General features: G+C 39.4%; 19 protein-coding genes. 15 read left to right on the top strand and 4 right to left on the bottom strand.

The annotated features are described in order from the left end of the window. Positions 1–13: 13 nt before the first annotated feature. The 10 genes from A2J09_RS09795 (at position 14) to A2J09_RS09750 (ending at position 8,476) form a co-directional block, all read left to right on the top strand. Positions 14–550 (top strand): cob(I)yrinic acid a,c-diamide adenosyltransferase, encoded by a 537-nt coding sequence (locus tag A2J09_RS09795; protein WP_012294986.1) that lies wholly within the window; start codon positions 14–16, stop codon positions 548–550. 143 nt (positions 551–693) lie between these two features. Beyond that, positions 694–2,193 carry a cobyric acid synthase gene (locus tag A2J09_RS09790; protein ID WP_012294985.1) on the top strand — a complete coding sequence of 500 codons (1,500 nt, stop codon included), beginning with the start codon at positions 694–696 and terminating at the stop codon, positions 2,191–2,193. Next, positions 2,190–3,026 (top strand): class I SAM-dependent methyltransferase, encoded by an 837-nt coding sequence (locus tag A2J09_RS09785; RefSeq protein ID WP_012294984.1) that lies wholly within the window; start codon positions 2,190–2,192, stop codon positions 3,024–3,026. The genes A2J09_RS09790 and A2J09_RS09785 overlap by 4 nt, the downstream gene beginning before the upstream one ends. 98 nt (positions 3,027–3,124) lie before the next feature. Then, complete coding sequence (rnz, locus tag A2J09_RS09780; protein ID WP_031417506.1) at positions 3,125–4,057, top strand: ribonuclease Z; 933 nt, start codon at positions 3,125–3,127, stop codon at positions 4,055–4,057. 146 nt (positions 4,058–4,203) lie between these two features. Next, entirely contained in the window at positions 4,204–4,434 is a 231-nt protein-coding gene (locus A2J09_RS09775; protein ID WP_008178293.1) for a hypothetical protein, read from the top strand. A gap of 227 nt (positions 4,435–4,661) precedes the next feature. Then, positions 4,662–5,282 (top strand): sporulation-specific diadenylate cyclase CdaS, encoded by a 621-nt coding sequence (gene cdaS / locus A2J09_RS09770; RefSeq protein WP_080695213.1) that lies wholly within the window; start codon positions 4,662–4,664, stop codon positions 5,280–5,282. 140 nt (positions 5,283–5,422) lie between these two features. Next, the gene (locus A2J09_RS09765) at positions 5,423–5,827 is read left to right on the top strand and encodes a MarR family winged helix-turn-helix transcriptional regulator (RefSeq protein WP_206700972.1); all 405 of its coding nucleotides are present in this window, start codon (positions 5,423–5,425) and stop codon (positions 5,825–5,827) included. Between the two features lie 53 nt (positions 5,828–5,880). After that, positions 5,881–6,822, top strand: a complete 942-nt coding sequence (locus A2J09_RS09760) for a ring-cleaving dioxygenase (RefSeq protein WP_012294979.1) — start codon at positions 5,881–5,883, stop codon at positions 6,820–6,822. A 16-nt stretch (positions 6,823–6,838) separates the two neighbouring features. Further along, entirely contained in the window at positions 6,839–7,894 is a 1,056-nt protein-coding gene (locus A2J09_RS09755) for an LLM class flavin-dependent oxidoreductase (RefSeq protein WP_012294978.1), read from the top strand. A 15-nt stretch (positions 7,895–7,909) separates the two neighbouring features. Continuing rightward, positions 7,910–8,476 carry an NADPH-dependent FMN reductase gene (locus A2J09_RS09750; RefSeq protein WP_012294977.1) on the top strand — a complete coding sequence of 189 codons (567 nt, stop codon included), beginning with the start codon at positions 7,910–7,912 and terminating at the stop codon, positions 8,474–8,476. 57 nt (positions 8,477–8,533) lie between these two features. Here A2J09_RS09750 and A2J09_RS09745 read toward each other — a convergent pair whose 3' ends face one another. Beyond that, positions 8,534–8,998, bottom strand: a complete 465-nt coding sequence (locus A2J09_RS09745; RefSeq protein ID WP_012294976.1) for a DUF2691 family protein — start codon at positions 8,996–8,998, stop codon at positions 8,534–8,536. Positions 8,999–9,107: 109 nt separating this feature from the next. Beyond that, positions 9,108–10,133, bottom strand: coding sequence for a DUF2332 domain-containing protein (locus A2J09_RS09740; protein ID WP_031417511.1), 1,026 nt, complete (start codon positions 10,131–10,133; stop codon positions 9,108–9,110). Between the two features lie 401 nt (positions 10,134–10,534). Here A2J09_RS09740 and A2J09_RS09735 point away from each other — a divergent pair, with 401 nt between their 5' ends. Both A2J09_RS09735 and A2J09_RS24225 read left to right on the top strand, forming a co-directional pair. Continuing rightward, positions 10,535–10,726 carry a YuzB family protein gene (locus A2J09_RS09735; protein WP_012294974.1) on the top strand — a complete coding sequence of 64 codons (192 nt, stop codon included), beginning with the start codon at positions 10,535–10,537 and terminating at the stop codon, positions 10,724–10,726. Beyond that, complete coding sequence (locus A2J09_RS24225) at positions 10,699–10,812, top strand: DUF1450 domain-containing protein (RefSeq protein WP_309150428.1); 114 nt, start codon at positions 10,699–10,701, stop codon at positions 10,810–10,812. Before A2J09_RS09735 ends, A2J09_RS24225 begins: the two co-directional genes overlap by 28 nt. Positions 10,813–10,868: 56 nt before the next feature. Here A2J09_RS24225 and namA read toward each other — a convergent pair whose 3' ends face one another. Continuing rightward, positions 10,869–11,879, bottom strand: coding sequence for an NADPH dehydrogenase NamA (gene namA, locus A2J09_RS09730; RefSeq protein WP_012294973.1), 1,011 nt, complete (start codon positions 11,877–11,879; stop codon positions 10,869–10,871). A 48-nt stretch (positions 11,880–11,927) separates the two neighbouring features. After that, positions 11,928–12,731, bottom strand: a complete 804-nt coding sequence (proC, locus tag A2J09_RS09725) for a pyrroline-5-carboxylate reductase (protein WP_031416262.1) — start codon at positions 12,729–12,731, stop codon at positions 11,928–11,930. A 346-nt stretch (positions 12,732–13,077) separates the two neighbouring features. Between proC and A2J09_RS09720 the strand changes: the two genes are divergently transcribed. From A2J09_RS09720 to A2J09_RS09710, 3 genes are all read left to right on the top strand, one after another. Then, a complete protein-coding gene (locus A2J09_RS09720; RefSeq protein ID WP_012294970.1) occupies positions 13,078–14,067 on the top strand; it encodes an MBL fold metallo-hydrolase in 990 nt (329 codons plus the stop codon). An 8-nt stretch (positions 14,068–14,075) separates the two neighbouring features. Beyond that, positions 14,076–14,825 (top strand): SDR family NAD(P)-dependent oxidoreductase, encoded by a 750-nt coding sequence (locus tag A2J09_RS09715; RefSeq protein WP_012294969.1) that lies wholly within the window; start codon positions 14,076–14,078, stop codon positions 14,823–14,825. Positions 14,826–14,898: 73 nt separating this feature from the next. Continuing rightward, on the top strand, positions 14,899–15,693 hold the full coding sequence (locus A2J09_RS09710; RefSeq protein WP_036162039.1) for a MerR family transcriptional regulator: 795 nt from the start codon (positions 14,899–14,901) through the stop codon (positions 15,691–15,693). The last annotated feature ends 30 nt before the right edge of the window (positions 15,694–15,723 follow it).

The raw sequence follows: 15,723 nt of genomic DNA, 5'->3' as shown, positions 1-15,723 counted from the left end.
GGAGGCTAACAGCATGGCAAGAAAAGGCTTGTTTTTAGTGTATACAGGCGAAGGAAAGGGCAAAACGACAGCATCCCTAGGTGTTACATTACGTGCGATCGGTCGTGGGTTAAATGTGCGCTATATGCAATTTATTAAATCACCTGAGCGTACGTATGGAGAGCAAATTGCCCTGCGTAAGCTTGGTGTGGAAATGGAACAAATGGGTATTGGCTTCACTTGGACCAAAACACCTGAGGAGCATCGTGTAGCCTTAGCAAAGGCTTGGAAAAAAACGAAGGCAGCTCTACAAGATGACAGCATTGATTTATTAGTGCTAGATGAGCTAAATAATGCATTGGCTATAAGTAAGTTTCCAATTGATGATGTTCTACCACTGGCAGAAGTCATAGAAGCAATTCAGCAACGTCCTTCGACCATGCATCTAGTGGTGACTGGACGCAGTGCCAACCCCGCGTTGCTAGCAATGGCGGATTTAGTTTCTACGATTGATGCTACTAAGCATTATTATGATGAAGGTATTCCAGCTGTGAAGGGGCTTGAATTTTAATATACCTTTACCTTTAGGGTCGAGGATTTACTCCTGAGCTAGGTAACGCATGATGGATAGGAGAGAAAACCTAACGAAAGAAAGGCAAATATCTGTGTCTCGTGGAACAGCGTGACACCTATAATGACGGAGGATAATTGATTATGCCAGCAAAATCAATCATGATTCAAGGAACAGCTTCCGATGTTGGAAAAAGTATGATTTGTACGGCGTTGTGTCGTATATTTTCAGATGATGGCTTTAAAGTTGTCCCCTTTAAATCGCAAAATATGGCGCTTAATTCATTTGTAACAAAAGATGGCGGAGAAATTGGTCGAGCACAAGGAGTACAGGCTGAAGCTGCCCGTGTTGTTGCGACGACTGATATGAACCCTATTTTGCTGAAACCAAAGCAAGATATGATGTCTGAGGTCATTGTCCACGGGAAGCATTTTTTAAATATGGATGCCAAAACATATCGCAATAATTTTGTACAGGAAGCCATGCCCATTGTGGAAAAATCAGTTCGTTCGCTTCAAAATACATATGATGTCATTGTCTTAGAGGGGGCAGGAAGCCCAGCAGAGATTAACTTAAAGGATCGTGATATTGCTAATATGCGAATGGCTCATTTAGCAGATGCAGCGGTTGTCCTTGTTGCCGACATTGATCGTGGTGGGGTTTTTGCCTCGATTGTTGGTACACTGGCATTGCTAGATGAAGCGGAGCGAGCACGAGTGAAAGGGTTAATCATCAATAAATTTAGAGGCATGCGTGAATTATTGGATGATGGTTTGGCATGGGTGGAGCAAGAAACAGGCATTCCCGTACTAGGTGTTGTGCCTTATTTAGAGGTCAATATTGAAGCGGAGGACTCGCTCGCTTTATCATCATTACGCTTTAAAAAGCCAAAACCAGGGGAATTTGCTGTCGATGTGGCGATGATTCGTTTACCCCGTATTTCAAACTTCACAGATGTTGATCCATTTTTTGATGAGCCTGAAGTGGGAGTTCGATTAATTGGAAAAGTTCATGAACTCGGTACGCCAGATTTGCTGATACTCCCAGGAACGAAAAGTACCATCGATGATTTAGCCTGGTTAAAGGCTCAAGGCTTCGATCAAGCCATTGCCCGATTAAGGGAGCATGGCACCAAAATTATTGGAATATGTGGTGGTTTTCAAATGCTTGGTGAGACGCTATTAGATCCAGATGCAGTGGAGGGAAATGGTGAATCTGCTGATGGTCTTGGCTTATTGCCGATGGAAACTATTTTCGTAGGCAATAAAAAAACGGTTCAAATGACTGGCACAAGAGGACAGGATACTTTGACAGGCTATGAAATTCATCTAGGGCGAACAAAAATTTTACGTGAAGAAGTTACACCGTTTTTACTGCTTGAAGATGGTCGTGAAGATGGGGCTGTTAGTCAAGACGAACAGGTAATTGGTACGTATTTCCATGGTTTATTTCATAATCGTACCTATACTCGTCAGCTTATCAATGACATCCGTATGAAAAAAGGTTTAGCTGCTTTACCACGTGAAGTAAAAAGTGATGCTGAACGAAGAGAAGATGCCTATAACATGTTAGCTAGTCATGTACGAGCAAATCTTGATATGAAAAAAATATATGAATTATTATCTATAGAGGTATCTGTATGACAAGAAAAGGACCATTAGCCATTAATTTTGAAGCATTATGGCAAGAAGGTATGAAAGACTGGCAAGGGCATATGCCTGAGCGTATGGTGAATGATCAGCTAGAGGAGCAATTTTGGGCTCAATCTGTGGCACGGAAAAATATGGGGCAAACGGATCCATATGCTGCACGTATCTTTCAGGAGCTTCAAAAAAGTATTGACCCCCAACATTCTGTATTAGAAATTGGTCCTGGCTGGGGCAATTACACGTTTCCTTTAGCAGATAGAGTAGACAAGCTCACATGTGTGGATAGCTCTGAAAGTATGCTACAGTATTTACAGCAGTGCATGCCTCATCAGAAGCACGTTTCATATGTACATGCAAAATGGGAACGTTTAGAAAAAGATGATATAGAGCCCCATGATATCGTCTTAGGCGTGAATTGTTTTTACCGTATGTATGAAATTAAAGCTGCTTTAGGGCATATGAATCGACTGGCGACGAAACGTGCCATCATAGGGATGACGACAGGGCCTATTCAGCCACACTATGAACGACTATATGAAAAGTATGGCTATACAATTAAATTCCCTCGAAGAGATTATATTGAGTTTTTAAATCTACTGTACGAAATGGATATATACGCTGATTGCCAAATCATCCCTTTAGAACGCGTATATACTTATGAAAGCTATGAGCAGCTAGTGACGGCACAAAGTAAAAAAATATTAAATACAGATGTCCTACAAGCACATATTGAGGAATCTCTGGAGCCTTTTATTGAAGAAAAAGATGGACGCTATTACTATCGTCATGATTTTCATGCAGCTCTTGTTTCTTGGCAACCAAAATAAACGACAAAACCTTTGGATAAAAGCTTTTACCAAAGGTTTTTCTTATGAGACTCAATAAGGTACAATAAAACGATAAAACATGAATTGAGGTGGCATTTGTGCAGCTACATTTTTTAGGAACAGGCGCAGGCATGCCTTCCAAAGAACGAAATACGAGTGCCCTGATGGTGAAGCTATTAGACGAAATAAGCGAAATGTGGCTTTTTGATTGTGGAGAGGCGACTCAACATCAAATTTTACACACCTCGCTAAAGCCCCGGAAGGTATCCAAAATTTTTATAACGCATCTTCATGGTGATCATATTTTCGGATTGCCGGGCTTTTTAAGCTCTCGTTCATTTCAAGGAGGAGATGAACCTCTAACGATTTTTGGTCCAGTCGGCTTACAGCAATGGATTGAACAAACTTTTGCTTTATCAAAGACTCATTTAACATATCCCTTGCACTTTGTAGAGGTTCAGGAAGGGATTGTATACGAGGATGCCTGTTTTACGGTTTATGCGAAGGAATTGCGTCATGTTGTTCCATGCTATGGATATCGTATTGAACAAAAGGATTTACCTGGTGAATTATTAATTGAAAAAGCCAAGGATTTAGGTGTTCCCAAGGGTCCTCTTTTAGGACAATTAAAAAGAGGGCATGATGTCGTACTTGAAAATGGTGATGTCATTCAAGCGAAAGATGTTGTAGCATCAGCCAAAAAAGGCTTTACACTAACTATTTTAGGCGACACGAAATATTGTGAGGAGGCTGTTCAGCTATCAATGGGCGCTGATATCATTGTACATGAAGCAACCTTTGACGGCACAACAACGGATTTAGCAGCCAATTATGGTCATGCAACTAATGTGGAGGCAGCCAAGGTTGCACAGCAAGCAGGAGCACAATATTTACTATTAAATCATTTAAGTGCTCGTTTTCTTCCACAAGATTTACCTCCATTTTTGGCAGAGGCTCAGGAAACTTTCCCGCAAACATTTCTAACTGCCGATCAAGCTATTTATACTTGGCAAAACAATACATTGCTTTAATTCTGGAAAACATCTATTAATTAGAATGACAATTAATAGATGTTTTTTGTTTACCAAGCTATACATTTATAGTATATATAAAAGGAAAAATATAGTACGATCAATCACTTATTTCCCGTATAATTGAAAAAAGGGGTGTGGTTAAAATGAATCAGCAAAAGATGCCGCCAGCACTATTACGACTAATCGTGATCTTTCCAAATGTGCTGAGCTATTTATTACTATTCGGTCTCATCATGTTTGTCATAACAAATTATGAAACGTTAAAAGCAACAAATAATCTAACAGTCTGGATCATTTTTATTGTCGTTTTAGCACCAGCTGCTACATATACGACTTTTAGTATTGTGAGAAAGATTAGGGCTGGACATATGTAAGAGCTTATTCGTATTACTTGTAGAAAATTAGTTCTACAGGTAATGCGTTTTTTTTGACAAGGAGAAGAAAATCATCTGTATTTTTGTTAGTATCATAGGAGTTTGTCTTGTCTTTCTTATTAGAAAACAAGAACGTTTCATAGCACTAGCTTTCAGTGACGCATAAAAATAGCTTTTCCAGGGAAACTAAGAGAGGAAAGCTTTTATAAAAAAGAGAGGTGCCTTTTGTGAATCCAATAAATTGTGATTTTTCACCAATGAAAGAAACATTAAAAGATGAGCTTCTCCACGTGATTATGTCATTACAGCAAAGTGTTCAACAGATGGATACAGAAACAAATTGTCTCCTTGGCAATTTTGAAAAAATTAAAGAAAGATTTGTGGCAATTGAAATGAAAGCAGCCACGTTTTATTTAAATTGTTATCTTTCCCCGTTTACAGAAAAGTATCCTGAACTGTCGCATAGTGTACAAAATATGTCACTGAGAAGACACGGTGGTTTAATCGTGATCCAGCGAGAAGACGCTTTGGAGAAGCTAGTCCAGCCTGGTATTCATATAGGTGCTGACTTAACCCATTCGTTAGTAGAATCAATTTTTTTCCCAGGCAATCCTCTTCATGATGGCGCAGTATTAGTCAACCATAATCAAATTGAATCGGCGGCAAATGTATTACCACTGTCAGAGCGTTATACAGGGGAAAGGAAATTAGGCACAAGACATCGTGCTGCATTGGGATTAAGTGAGGTAAGTGATGCACTCGTTATGGTCGTATCCGAAGAAACAGGGAGAATATCATTTGCCTTTAAAGGCAACTTATACCCTATTACCACACATGGCATTATATAGGGATGATATTCCCTATATATTTAATATCTCAAATTCGAGATATTTCTCTTGCTTCTTTATCACTTGAGTGGTAAAGTGATAACAGAAGGGAGGATAAAGTCGTGAAAAATCATACATTAGGTACTTTAACCTGGATTCGCATGATGCGCTTTACAGCCCAAAGTAATCAATTATCCAATGAATTTTTAAAACGTTTTGATCTAACCACCGCACAATTTGATGTGCTAATCCAAATAAAAACCTATGCACCTATTACACAATGTCAACTAGCAGAAAAAGTAACGGTCACACAAGGTGGAATGTCTCGCATGCTCGCAAGGCTTGAAAAAGAGGGACTGATTGAGCGTAAGCAAAATTGGAAGACGAAAACGATTTCGTTGACGGCAAAAGGGGAGCAAATGATTGATGCAGCAACACCTAGTCAGCTTCACTTCCAATCCTCATTTTTTGAAGATGTATTAACAGATGAAGAAATGAAAACGTTATATAAATTGATGACAAAGCTGGAAAAGCATAGTCAGGAAAAAAAATTACCACTAGCGTAATTTTTTTTACCCTATCACTTGCTTAGTCAAGTGATTTCGAGGAGGAGCATACAATGAACAAATTAAGTGGACATCATCATATTTCGATGCTAACGAAAAATGGCAAACAAAATAATCATTTTTATACTAAAATTTTAGGGTTACGACGTGTAAAGAAAACCGTGAATCAAGACTCCCCATCCATGTATCACTTATTTTATGGGGACTTAACAGGGTCGGCGGGTACAGAATTAACATTTTTTGAGATGCCTGTTGCGGGACGTACTGTGCGAGGAACCAATGCGATAACACGTATTGGTCTACTTGTACCAAGCTATGAGAGTTTACTTTATTGGAAATTTCGTTTCCAAGAGCTAAAGGTAGAACATAGTGACATCTCCACATATGCGGGGAAAGACGCCTTATTTTTTGAGGATCATGAAGGGTTGAGAATGGTGTTATTAAACCATCATGGTCAAGAAACACCAGCGCAATGGCAACCATGGGATGGCAATGAAATCCCTGAAGAGCATCGCATTTTAGGGATGGGTACAGTTGAAATGACGGTGCGTTATCTACAACGGACAGTGAATTTACTACAAGATTTATTTCACTATACCGTTGTTGCAGAAAATGACCAAGAGGCAGTTCTGCAATCGATAGAGGGGGAAGTGCTTGGAGAGATTCTTGTCAAAGAATTAGAAGGACCAAGTGAAAAACCAGGTAAAGGAAGTATCCACCATCTTGCTATACGTGTAGCAACGGTCGATGAGCTACTAGAATGGGATACAAAAATTAAAGAGCTAGGTTTAACTAGCACAGGTGTTGTCGATCGTTATTATTTCCAAAGTCTTTATTTTAGAGATCGTAACGGAATTCTATTTGAAATGGCGACAGATGGCCCAGGGTTTACGGTAGATTCCTCGGTAGATGAACTAGGAAAAGAGCTAGATCTTCCACCATTTTTAGAAGAAAAACGAGCAGAAATTGAAGCGATTTTAGAGCCGCTTGAATAAGGAGAGGTAATTCATAATGGAAAAATATCGTATTGATCAATCACAAGGACTTGAATTTGGGCTGTATTCTTTAGGAGACCATATTCCCAACCCATTAACAGGAGAACGAATTTCTGCGCAGCAACGACTAAAAGAGCTGGTTGAAGCTAGCCAATTAGCGGAGCAAGCAGGCATTGATGTATTTGGAGTTGGTGAAAGTCATCAATCTTATTTTACAACACAGGCACATACTGTTGTGTTGGGGGCTATCGCGCAAGCAACTTCTAAAATTAAACTATCCAGCTCTGCCACTGTGTTAAGTGTTTCAGATCCTGTGCGTGTTTATGAGGATTTTGCAACCATTGATTTATTATCAAATGGTCGTGCCGAAATTGTGGCGGGACGCGGATCACGAGTAGGAGCATACCATTTGCTTGGTGTAGATTTACAGGATTATGAAGAACTTTTTGAAGAAAAATTAGAGCTACTTATGAAAATCAATGATGAAGAGCTTGTGACATGGGAAGGCCAATTCCGTGCCCCACTTCATAATGCTCAAATATTACCGCAGCCAAAAAACGGCTCTTTACCGATTTGGCGTGCAGTTGGTGGGCCGCCAGCGAGTGCGATAAAAGCAGGGTATATGGGAATTCCCATGATGTTAACGACTCTAGGTGGGCCCGCTGTAAACTTTAAGCCATCTGTTGATGCTTATCGAGAAGCGGCAGAGCGACAAGGTTTTGTTCCAAATGAATTGCCAGTTGCCACAACAAGCCTGTTTTATGTAGCAGATACAACAAAAGAGGCATTACAAGGGATGTATCCACATTTAAACGGTGGTTTCCAAGCGATTCGTGGGGGAGGCTATCCTAAACAACAATTTGCTCAAGCTACAGATACACGAGATGCCTTAATGGTCGGTAGTAAAGAACAAATTATTGAGAAATTACTCTATCAATATGAATTATATGGGATGCAGCGTTTTATGGCACAAATTGATTTTGGCGGGGTCCCATTCGATAAAATCATGAAAAACATTGAAATCATCGGCAACGATATTATCCCAGCAATGAAAAAATATACAGCAAAATAAGGAGTGTACCATCATATGAAGATTGTCGCACTTGCCGGTTCCATTATTGGCTCAAAAACAAGAACAGCGATGCATAAATTTGCCGAGATTGTCCAAAAAAAATACCCGGAGCATGAAGTGACGCTTCTCGATCTTGCTAACTATCAACTAGTATTTAGTGATGGACGTAATTACTTTGACTATGATGGCGATACGAAATATGTCACAGAAACGATCATGGCTGCGGATGCTATTGTCATTGGGACGCCAACATTCCAGGCTTCTATTCCAGCAACATTGAAAAATATCTTTGACCTATTACCAGTCAATGCCTTTCGCGATAAAGTAGTCAGCGTCATTGTTACCGCAGGGACGTCAAAGCACTATTTAATGGTGGAGCAGCAATTAAAGCCGATTCTTGCCTACATGAAGGCCCATATTGTGCCAACCTATGTATTTATAGAAGAAAAAGACTTTTTACGCAAAGAAATTGTCAATGATGATGTCCGTTTCCGTCTTGAACGATTAGCAGAGGATACTGTAATGGTAACAGACGCATTTGCAGAAATTCGTGCGAAAAAAGATGCTGAATACGATTTTTAAAGAGTAGTAGAAACGCTGTGTCACTAGGCTGCCACAGCGTTTTGTAGATGATGATCTTTATCCCCATACCGTTAAACAAGAACGTGTATCATTTTCATCAGTGATCAATTGAATGTTTGTGTAATAGGAAGCTGTTGCACGTTCGAACAACTTATCAATAATAGATTCTTCTTTGACAAAAAGGGATACATAGCTTGAATCAATGATTAATAGTACCATTTCACATGAGCTTTTTAAAAAATCTTCATAGCTTTTAATTTCCACAACATCTTCACGTTGAGGAAAGGCTTTCAAGTCAGCAAATATTACATAGTATTCATCAACTGATATACAGTTTAAAAATGATAGGCCATTTAAAATGGTATCATCGGGGAAAAGGTTTGCACCAAGTGTTCCATTCTCTATCTTGTAAGATTCTCCAGGTCCTATAGACCAATGCCAAGTCGCACTAATTAGATTTGTTAAAATATCCAATATATATCTGCCATATTCATTTTTTATTTCAAAGCTAATTCCTCGCATTTTAACGTCCTTTCTACTGATGAATCGATTTATAAGGTTTAAATTGAAGGCGCTCCATAACCACAACTGCATAGAAAAAAACACGCATCTCTTGGTTTCAGTAGCCACCTTAACTATTTGACCATTGAAACCATCGTCCATGGCCGTCAGGACGTTCCATTGTCCGAATAGATTGTATGGTGCCCTGATTCAGAAAATCCTGGTGTAGCTGTACGTCAAATAAATTGTTATAGCAATGGTAGAGTGGGCGTTTCATGCTAATCTCTTTTAATTGCTCCATTAATGAATGTCGTGATTCGAGTGACATTTGGTTGGCAACATGTGTATGATAAACGACTAACATGGCTTCTTCCTCAATGGTTTGACTGATCTCCTTTATTAGTTGGATTGCATCACCCTTTATTAACTGAATTTCTAATTGACTGAAGATAGGGAGAGCTTCATTTAACAACAATCGACGTTCGTGGTGTTCAGGCCAGATTAAAGCTTGCAGCCATTGACTTTCTTTCTTTTGTCGGAGATCAATGGGATTTAAATCGATGCCAATCCTTTGGTAAACAACGGGTGGCTTTGACACAGACTTAGGAAGTGTTTCCCCTCGGTTTTCTGAAGATATGATACTTCCATTGTTCGTATTGTTAATGGATAATTGATGATTGTAGCAATAATTGTAGTGATCCATACCAAGCTGAAGTCCAGCACTTGCTCCTATTTCTATGAAGGCCAATGGTCGCTGGTGCTTGTGATAAATGTCAGTCATCATAGGATAGAGGTAGGCACAACGTCGAATTTCATTGGTTTGGACAAGTTTTTCTTGAAATAATGACTTTAATTGTTTTGCATGATCCATCACAAATGCTTTGAAGACAGGGTAAACCCCTTGAATGGGATGTGGAGTTGCCGTAAAAGACGCGTAATACTTAGCTAAAGGATCTTTCAAGGAAATCAATAAATATTGAACAGCTGCCAACAATAGATTGGGTGCTGGTTGATTTGGTGGAATCAGGGAGGCAATCTCCAATAGCTCCTCATCCGCAGCCATTTTATTAGCTAAATGTTCATACAGAGGGCTAGAGTTCACGCATTCCTGTTCGGCAAAAAGTCGAAATTGACGACTTAATGTAGCATATGACATGTATATCTCTCCTTTTGCACATCTATTTATTTTTCAGTCTAATAGTATTGTATAATTTAGTAAATTAAATATATGTTTTAATGAAAAAATAGTAATCATGAAGCATGGAGTATAAATGGTGACAGTCCTTTATTATAGCGGCTCAAACTTGTAATTTCCGAACAAGACACAAAAACTTCATCTTTCACAGCTACGTATTTCAACAGTTGGAGAGACGTTTTAATATTGTGCCATTTGAAGATTTTTCATTGACAAATGTACCCGTATACTTGTTCTATAAAGAGTCGACAAAAGTCTCAAATCGCCTATTAGAGTTACTACGCACTAGAATTTATTTATAATTCACATGATGTTCAAAAATGAGAAAGATCAGAGTGAAATATTTGTAAGGGGGAATAAACATGGTATTTTCTCTTTTTAAAAAGAAGAAAGATTCACAGCCATTAAAAAATAGAGTCGAGTTTTGCATGACGAATTTATCGCTTGGTGCCGCAGATGCATATGATGTTTTGTTAGAACGTGATGATTTTGACATCGAGGAGTCGGGTGTACATCGCATTGTGAAATCTGTGAGCAAGGTATTTTTGCTATAGTTAATGGAGAAATCATCACTGCGGATGATGCGGCGGCATTAATAGAGGCTATTGATGAAGAAATAAAGCAAAATCCACTTTTCTAATTAAATAATTAAAAACAGCTTGTGAACGCACAAGCTGTTTTGTTATGGAAATAAGTTTACCAACCACGGACATATTGTACGGGTGGTTGTAGTTCTTCACTTAATTCTTTAGCTGCATGGAGCGGCCAATACGGCTCACGGAGTAAAACACGAGCTAAGAAAATTAAATCTGCACGGTTATTTTGTAAAATTTCTTCGGCTTGAATGGCTGTTGTAATAAGGCCTACTGCGCCAGTAGCGATATCAGCCCCATGTTTGATGGCTTCAGCATGAGAAACTTGGTATCCTGGAAAGACATTGATAGTAGCAGGGACAACGCCACCTGTTGATACATCTACTAAATCTACTCCTTGTGATTTCATCCAGCGGCTAAAGACGATGAAGTCATCCATTGTAGTGCCATCTTCTGCGTAATCTTCTGCAGAAACACGTACCAATAATGGCCCATCCCAAACACTGCGAATGGCATCAATAATTTGGCGTAATATGCGATAGCGATTTTCCTGTGAGCCACCATATTGATCTTCTCGTTTGTTCGTAGCAGGCGATAAAAATTCACTAATTAAATAGCCATGTGCCCCATGAATTTCGAGTACATCAAAGCCTGCCTTTGCCGCACGAATAGCAGCAAGTTTGAACGCTTCAATCACATGTTGAATGTTCTCTTCAGACATGGCTGTAGGTGTTTGATAGTCTGAACTAAAGGCAATGGCTGATGGGGCAAAAATTTCGCCCTCTACGGTTGCTTTACGTCCAGCATGACCAAGCTGGATGCCTGTTTTAGCCCCATATGCTTTCATACCCTCTACTAATTGACGTAAGCCATCAATATGCGCGTCATCCCAAATGCCTAAATCTTTATTGGAGATACGACCTTCTGGAACAACACCAGTAGCTTCTAAAATGATTAATCCTACTTGCCCAGCTGCCCTTGTCGCATAATGGACTTGATGGAAAGGTGTGACCAGACCATCATCCTCAGCTGAGTACATACACATGGGTGCCATGACAACACGATTTTTTAAGGAAATGGATTGTAATTGATAAGGTTCGAATAATTTACTCAAAATAAAGCCCCCTAATTCCTAGTGATAAACTCTATTTTGCACCGAATGTTATCCATTTGCAAGTGAACGAGATCGTGCTTCGGCTTCTTTGATACAAGCTTCAATCGCCTTATTAAATTGATATTGCTCTAGCGCTTGAATTCCAGCCTCTGTTGTCCCGCCAGGGCTTGTTACTTTTTTGCGTAGAACATCTGGTTCATCTAAGGATTGCTTGAGCATTTCGGCAGTACCTGCAAGTGTTTGTGTCATCAATAATCGTACGGTATCTTTAGATAGGCCTACCTCTGTCCCTACACGCTCGAACGCCTCCATTAAATAATAAATATAAGCAGGGCCACTACCTGAAAGGGCTGTGACTGCATGTAATTGATCCTCATCGACTTCAATAACAGAGCCAACAGCCTCTAATAACTGGAGAAAAAGAATACGCTGTGCAGTAGACACTTCGTTATTGAATGAAATGCCACTTGCGGACATACCAATAGTGGCAGACGTGTTAGGCATCACCCGTGCGACTGGACGGCTCCCTAAAAGTTCAGTAATCGTCCCAATGCCAATACCCGCTAGAATCGACAGAATCGCAGACTGTGCTGTAATTTTGGGTTTTAACTCACGCATCGCTGCAATTGCGTCTTTTGGCTTCATCGCCAAAATAATTAGATCTGCCTGACGATAAATGGCCTGATCAAACATGCAGTGGATGCCATATGTTTCTTGTAAGAAATGCAGACGTTCTTTATCAGAGCGATTGGTGACGTAAATTTCCTGTGGTGAAAATACCTTTTGCTTTATCCACCCTTGAATCAATGCCTCTGCCATTGAGCCCGCACCGATAAATAAAATTTTTTTCATGAATAAAACCTCCAGTTCAAAATAAAAAAGCGCTCTCGTCCTTATTTAGAAGGACGAAAACGCTCTTGTTTCCGCGGTACCACCTTTGTTTGCCAATATTGGCACAACTCTTAGCCCTCTTATCGCAAGGGAGACGGTTATGTTTGCATAACTGCTCAGAAATAGGTTCGGTAATGGGAGTGGGTGATGTTACTCTCAGCAAATGTAACACTCTCTAACACCTTCACCAATTACGTACTCGGCTTCTTCAACGCACATTAATAATTAGATTATTCAAAATTATAGTGATGGAAAAGCAACCTGTCAACAGGAAGATGACGAAAACAGAAAAAACTTGTAAAATAGAATGAATCAGTATTCACTAGCGAGTAAAAAGGGGGAGACAACTTTGTCTATATACAAAATAGAAATACCAACACCCTATGAAGTAGGAGATGTCAATGCATTTATTGTGAAAGGTGATGCACTTAGCATTTTTGATGTTGGACCAAAAACAGTAGAAGCCTATGATGCTCTGAAATGGGGGATTCGCGCTGCGGGCTATGATATGCGAGATATTGAACAAGTTGTACTCACCCATCATCACCCTGATCATGCGGGATGGGTCGATGCTTTTCCATATGCTGAAATTTTAGGCCATGCCTATAATGATAAATGGCTTCGTCATGACGAAGAGTTTTTACGTTATCACGAGCAATTTTACAGTACATGTTTATTTGAACATGGGGTGCCACAAGAGTATATTGCTAAAAGCGTGCATGTACGTCGTGAATTAGAGCTTGTAGGAGAACGTCCATTGACACAAATTTTGACCGATGGAGATGAAGTACCTGGGCATCCAGGATTAAAGGCAATTGAAACATTAGGGCATGCACAAAGCCATTTTATTTTTTGGGATGAACAAACACATCATGTGATTGGCGGAGATTTATTACTTGAAAAAATCACGCCCAACCCTTTAATTGAACCACCATTAGATCCTTCATTGGGACGTACAAAGTCATTATTACATTATAATGAATCCCTCGAAATCTTACGCCAATTGCCTGTCAAAATGATGTATACAGGACATGGGGCTGAACTACAAGACATTCCGATATTAATTGATAAACGACTAGAAAGACAGCATCAGCAATCCATGAAAGTTTGTGAATTACTAGGGGATGATCAATTAACGGTTGTGCAAGTGACGAAACGATTGTATCCAGCTATCTTCCAGCATATGCTTGGATTAACCTTGTCTAAAACGTTGGGGCATTTAGATTATTTAGAGGCAAATAATTATATTACTTCATCGAAGACAGAAGAAGGTATTTATTTATTTAAAAGAAAGTAGGACTATATATGAATAGGAAGACGATCTTCGTAACAGGGGCCACAAGTGGTGTAGGCTTAAAAATAACAGAGTTGCTAGTAGCCCAAGGTCATACCGTTTATGCCACAGGCCGCAATGCTGTAGCATTAAAAGTTTTAGAACGTTTGGGAGCCAAAGTCATCCAAGCTGATTTAACCCATTTACATACACTCGACGCTGTTTGTGCCCAGCTTCCTCCTATTGATGTCGCCATCCTTTCAGCTGGTGTTGGAAAGTTTGCTGAGGCTCCTAAGTTAATGGATGAAGATATTGCACAAATGATTGAATTGAATATTGGTGTACCCATTTATCTTGCTAAACGGTTAGCTTCCACGATGATGAAGCGAAATCAAGGGCATTTGATTTTTATTGGTTCACAGGCTGGCAAGGTCGCCACTCCGAAAGCAAGTGTTTATGCAGCTACTAAACATGCAATTGTAGGATTTACCAATGGACTACGCATGGAGCTTGCACCATATCATGTAAAAGTAACAGCCATTCACCCTGGTCCAATCGATACACCATTTTTAGACAAGGTCAATGATCAAAGTGGCTATCGCGCATCTTTAGGCAGATTTTTATTATCAGCTGATGAAGTAGCACAGGCGACAATTAAAACAATTGAACGCCCAGTTCGAGAGGTCAACCTCCCAAAAATCATGGGGCTGTCGAGTAAACTGTATGCATTGGCACCTGCAACAATTGAGTTCCTAGGGAAGTCATTCTTCCATAAAAAATAATGAACATCTAGCTGTAAACATGTTCTTGGCATGTCTACAGTTTTTTCATACTGGCAAAGAAAAGGGGGGTAATATGTATACAATTGGACAAGTGGCAAAATTTTTAGGCATTTCTAGAGATACGATCAAATATTATGAGGAAAAGGGATTGGTCAAGCCTCACCAAAATAGCGAAAATGGCTATAGAACGTATAATCAATTGGATATTTATAATTTGACAACCGTCAATTTTTATCGAGAATTGGATTTAGAAATTAAACGAATACAAGAAGTGAGAAAGGGCATGAGCATAGAGGGAATCCAACTCGTATTGGAGGAGAAAGAACAACAAGTGTTAGAGGAGATAGCCTATAAAAAACTACTGTTAAAAAAACTCCAAAATGCTAAAGAAGATTGCCAAAAAATTCAACAATATGTAGGTACCTTTACGATAAAAGAAATGAAACCTCTAGCCATGTTAGGAGTAATAGACCATTATACAGCTTATGAAGAGTATGACGCACTCAAAGAAAATACAGACAGTTTAAAAAAAGCGGTGATCCTGACATCATTAAGAAGGGTCATTCACTTTAATGAACAGGGCATGCAGAAAGATAAATTTATGATTGTGCGAAAGCTAGAAGAAAACGAGAAAACATTAGAAGATCAAGTTTTATTTCATCCTAAATGTTTATATACGGTAATTGAAGACGGAAGATGGTCAACCGGGGGCAAAAATACAGATGACCAAGTGGAAGCGACTATTAGAAGAGTAGCAAAAGAAAATGGCTATAAACTTTTAGGTCTCGTTTATATTAACTTATTACTAGCGACTTACGAGGGAGGGTTAGAACGAATTTTTTTAGAAATGTATGTCCCAATAAAATAGAGTGATGGCCAGAAATATGTATTGACCTGT

The organism is Lysinibacillus sphaericus, assembly GCF_001629735.1.
Classification (GTDB): domain Bacteria; phylum Bacillota; class Bacilli; order Bacillales_A; family Planococcaceae; genus Lysinibacillus; species Lysinibacillus pinottii.
This window is presented reverse-complemented; position numbering and strand designations above follow the sequence as displayed.

Excerpts from the sequence above, each read along its gene's own strand:
- A2J09_RS09795 (WP_012294986.1), top strand. The coding sequence starts at position 14 with ATGGCAAGAAAAGGCTTGTTTTTAGTGTATACAGGCGAAGGAAAGGGC.
- A2J09_RS09790 (WP_012294985.1), top strand. The coding sequence starts at position 694 with ATGCCAGCAAAATCAATCATGATTCAAGGAACAGCTTCCGATGTTGGA.
- A2J09_RS09785 (WP_012294984.1), top strand. The coding sequence starts at position 2,190 with ATGACAAGAAAAGGACCATTAGCCATTAATTTTGAAGCATTATGGCAA.
- A2J09_RS09775 (WP_008178293.1), top strand. The coding sequence starts at position 4,204 with ATGAATCAGCAAAAGATGCCGCCAGCACTATTACGACTAATCGTGATC.
- A2J09_RS09765 (WP_206700972.1), top strand. The coding sequence starts at position 5,423 with ATGATGCGCTTTACAGCCCAAAGTAATCAATTATCCAATGAATTTTTA.
- A2J09_RS09760 (WP_012294979.1), top strand. The coding sequence starts at position 5,881 with ATGAACAAATTAAGTGGACATCATCATATTTCGATGCTAACGAAAAAT.
- A2J09_RS09755 (WP_012294978.1), top strand. The coding sequence starts at position 6,839 with ATGGAAAAATATCGTATTGATCAATCACAAGGACTTGAATTTGGGCTG.
- A2J09_RS09750 (WP_012294977.1), top strand. The coding sequence starts at position 7,910 with ATGAAGATTGTCGCACTTGCCGGTTCCATTATTGGCTCAAAAACAAGA.
- A2J09_RS09745 (WP_012294976.1), bottom strand. The coding sequence starts at position 8,998 with ATGCGAGGAATTAGCTTTGAAATAAAAAATGAATATGGCAGATATATA.
- A2J09_RS09740 (WP_031417511.1), bottom strand. The coding sequence starts at position 10,133 with ATGTCATATGCTACATTAAGTCGTCAATTTCGACTTTTTGCCGAACAG.
- A2J09_RS09735 (WP_012294974.1), top strand. The coding sequence starts at position 10,535 with ATGGTATTTTCTCTTTTTAAAAAGAAGAAAGATTCACAGCCATTAAAA.
- proC (WP_031416262.1), bottom strand. The coding sequence starts at position 12,731 with ATGAAAAAAATTTTATTTATCGGTGCGGGCTCAATGGCAGAGGCATTG.
- A2J09_RS09720 (WP_012294970.1), top strand. The coding sequence starts at position 13,078 with ATGAATCAGTATTCACTAGCGAGTAAAAAGGGGGAGACAACTTTGTCT.
- A2J09_RS09715 (WP_012294969.1), top strand. The coding sequence starts at position 14,076 with ATGAATAGGAAGACGATCTTCGTAACAGGGGCCACAAGTGGTGTAGGC.
- A2J09_RS09710 (WP_036162039.1), top strand. The coding sequence starts at position 14,899 with ATGTATACAATTGGACAAGTGGCAAAATTTTTAGGCATTTCTAGAGAT.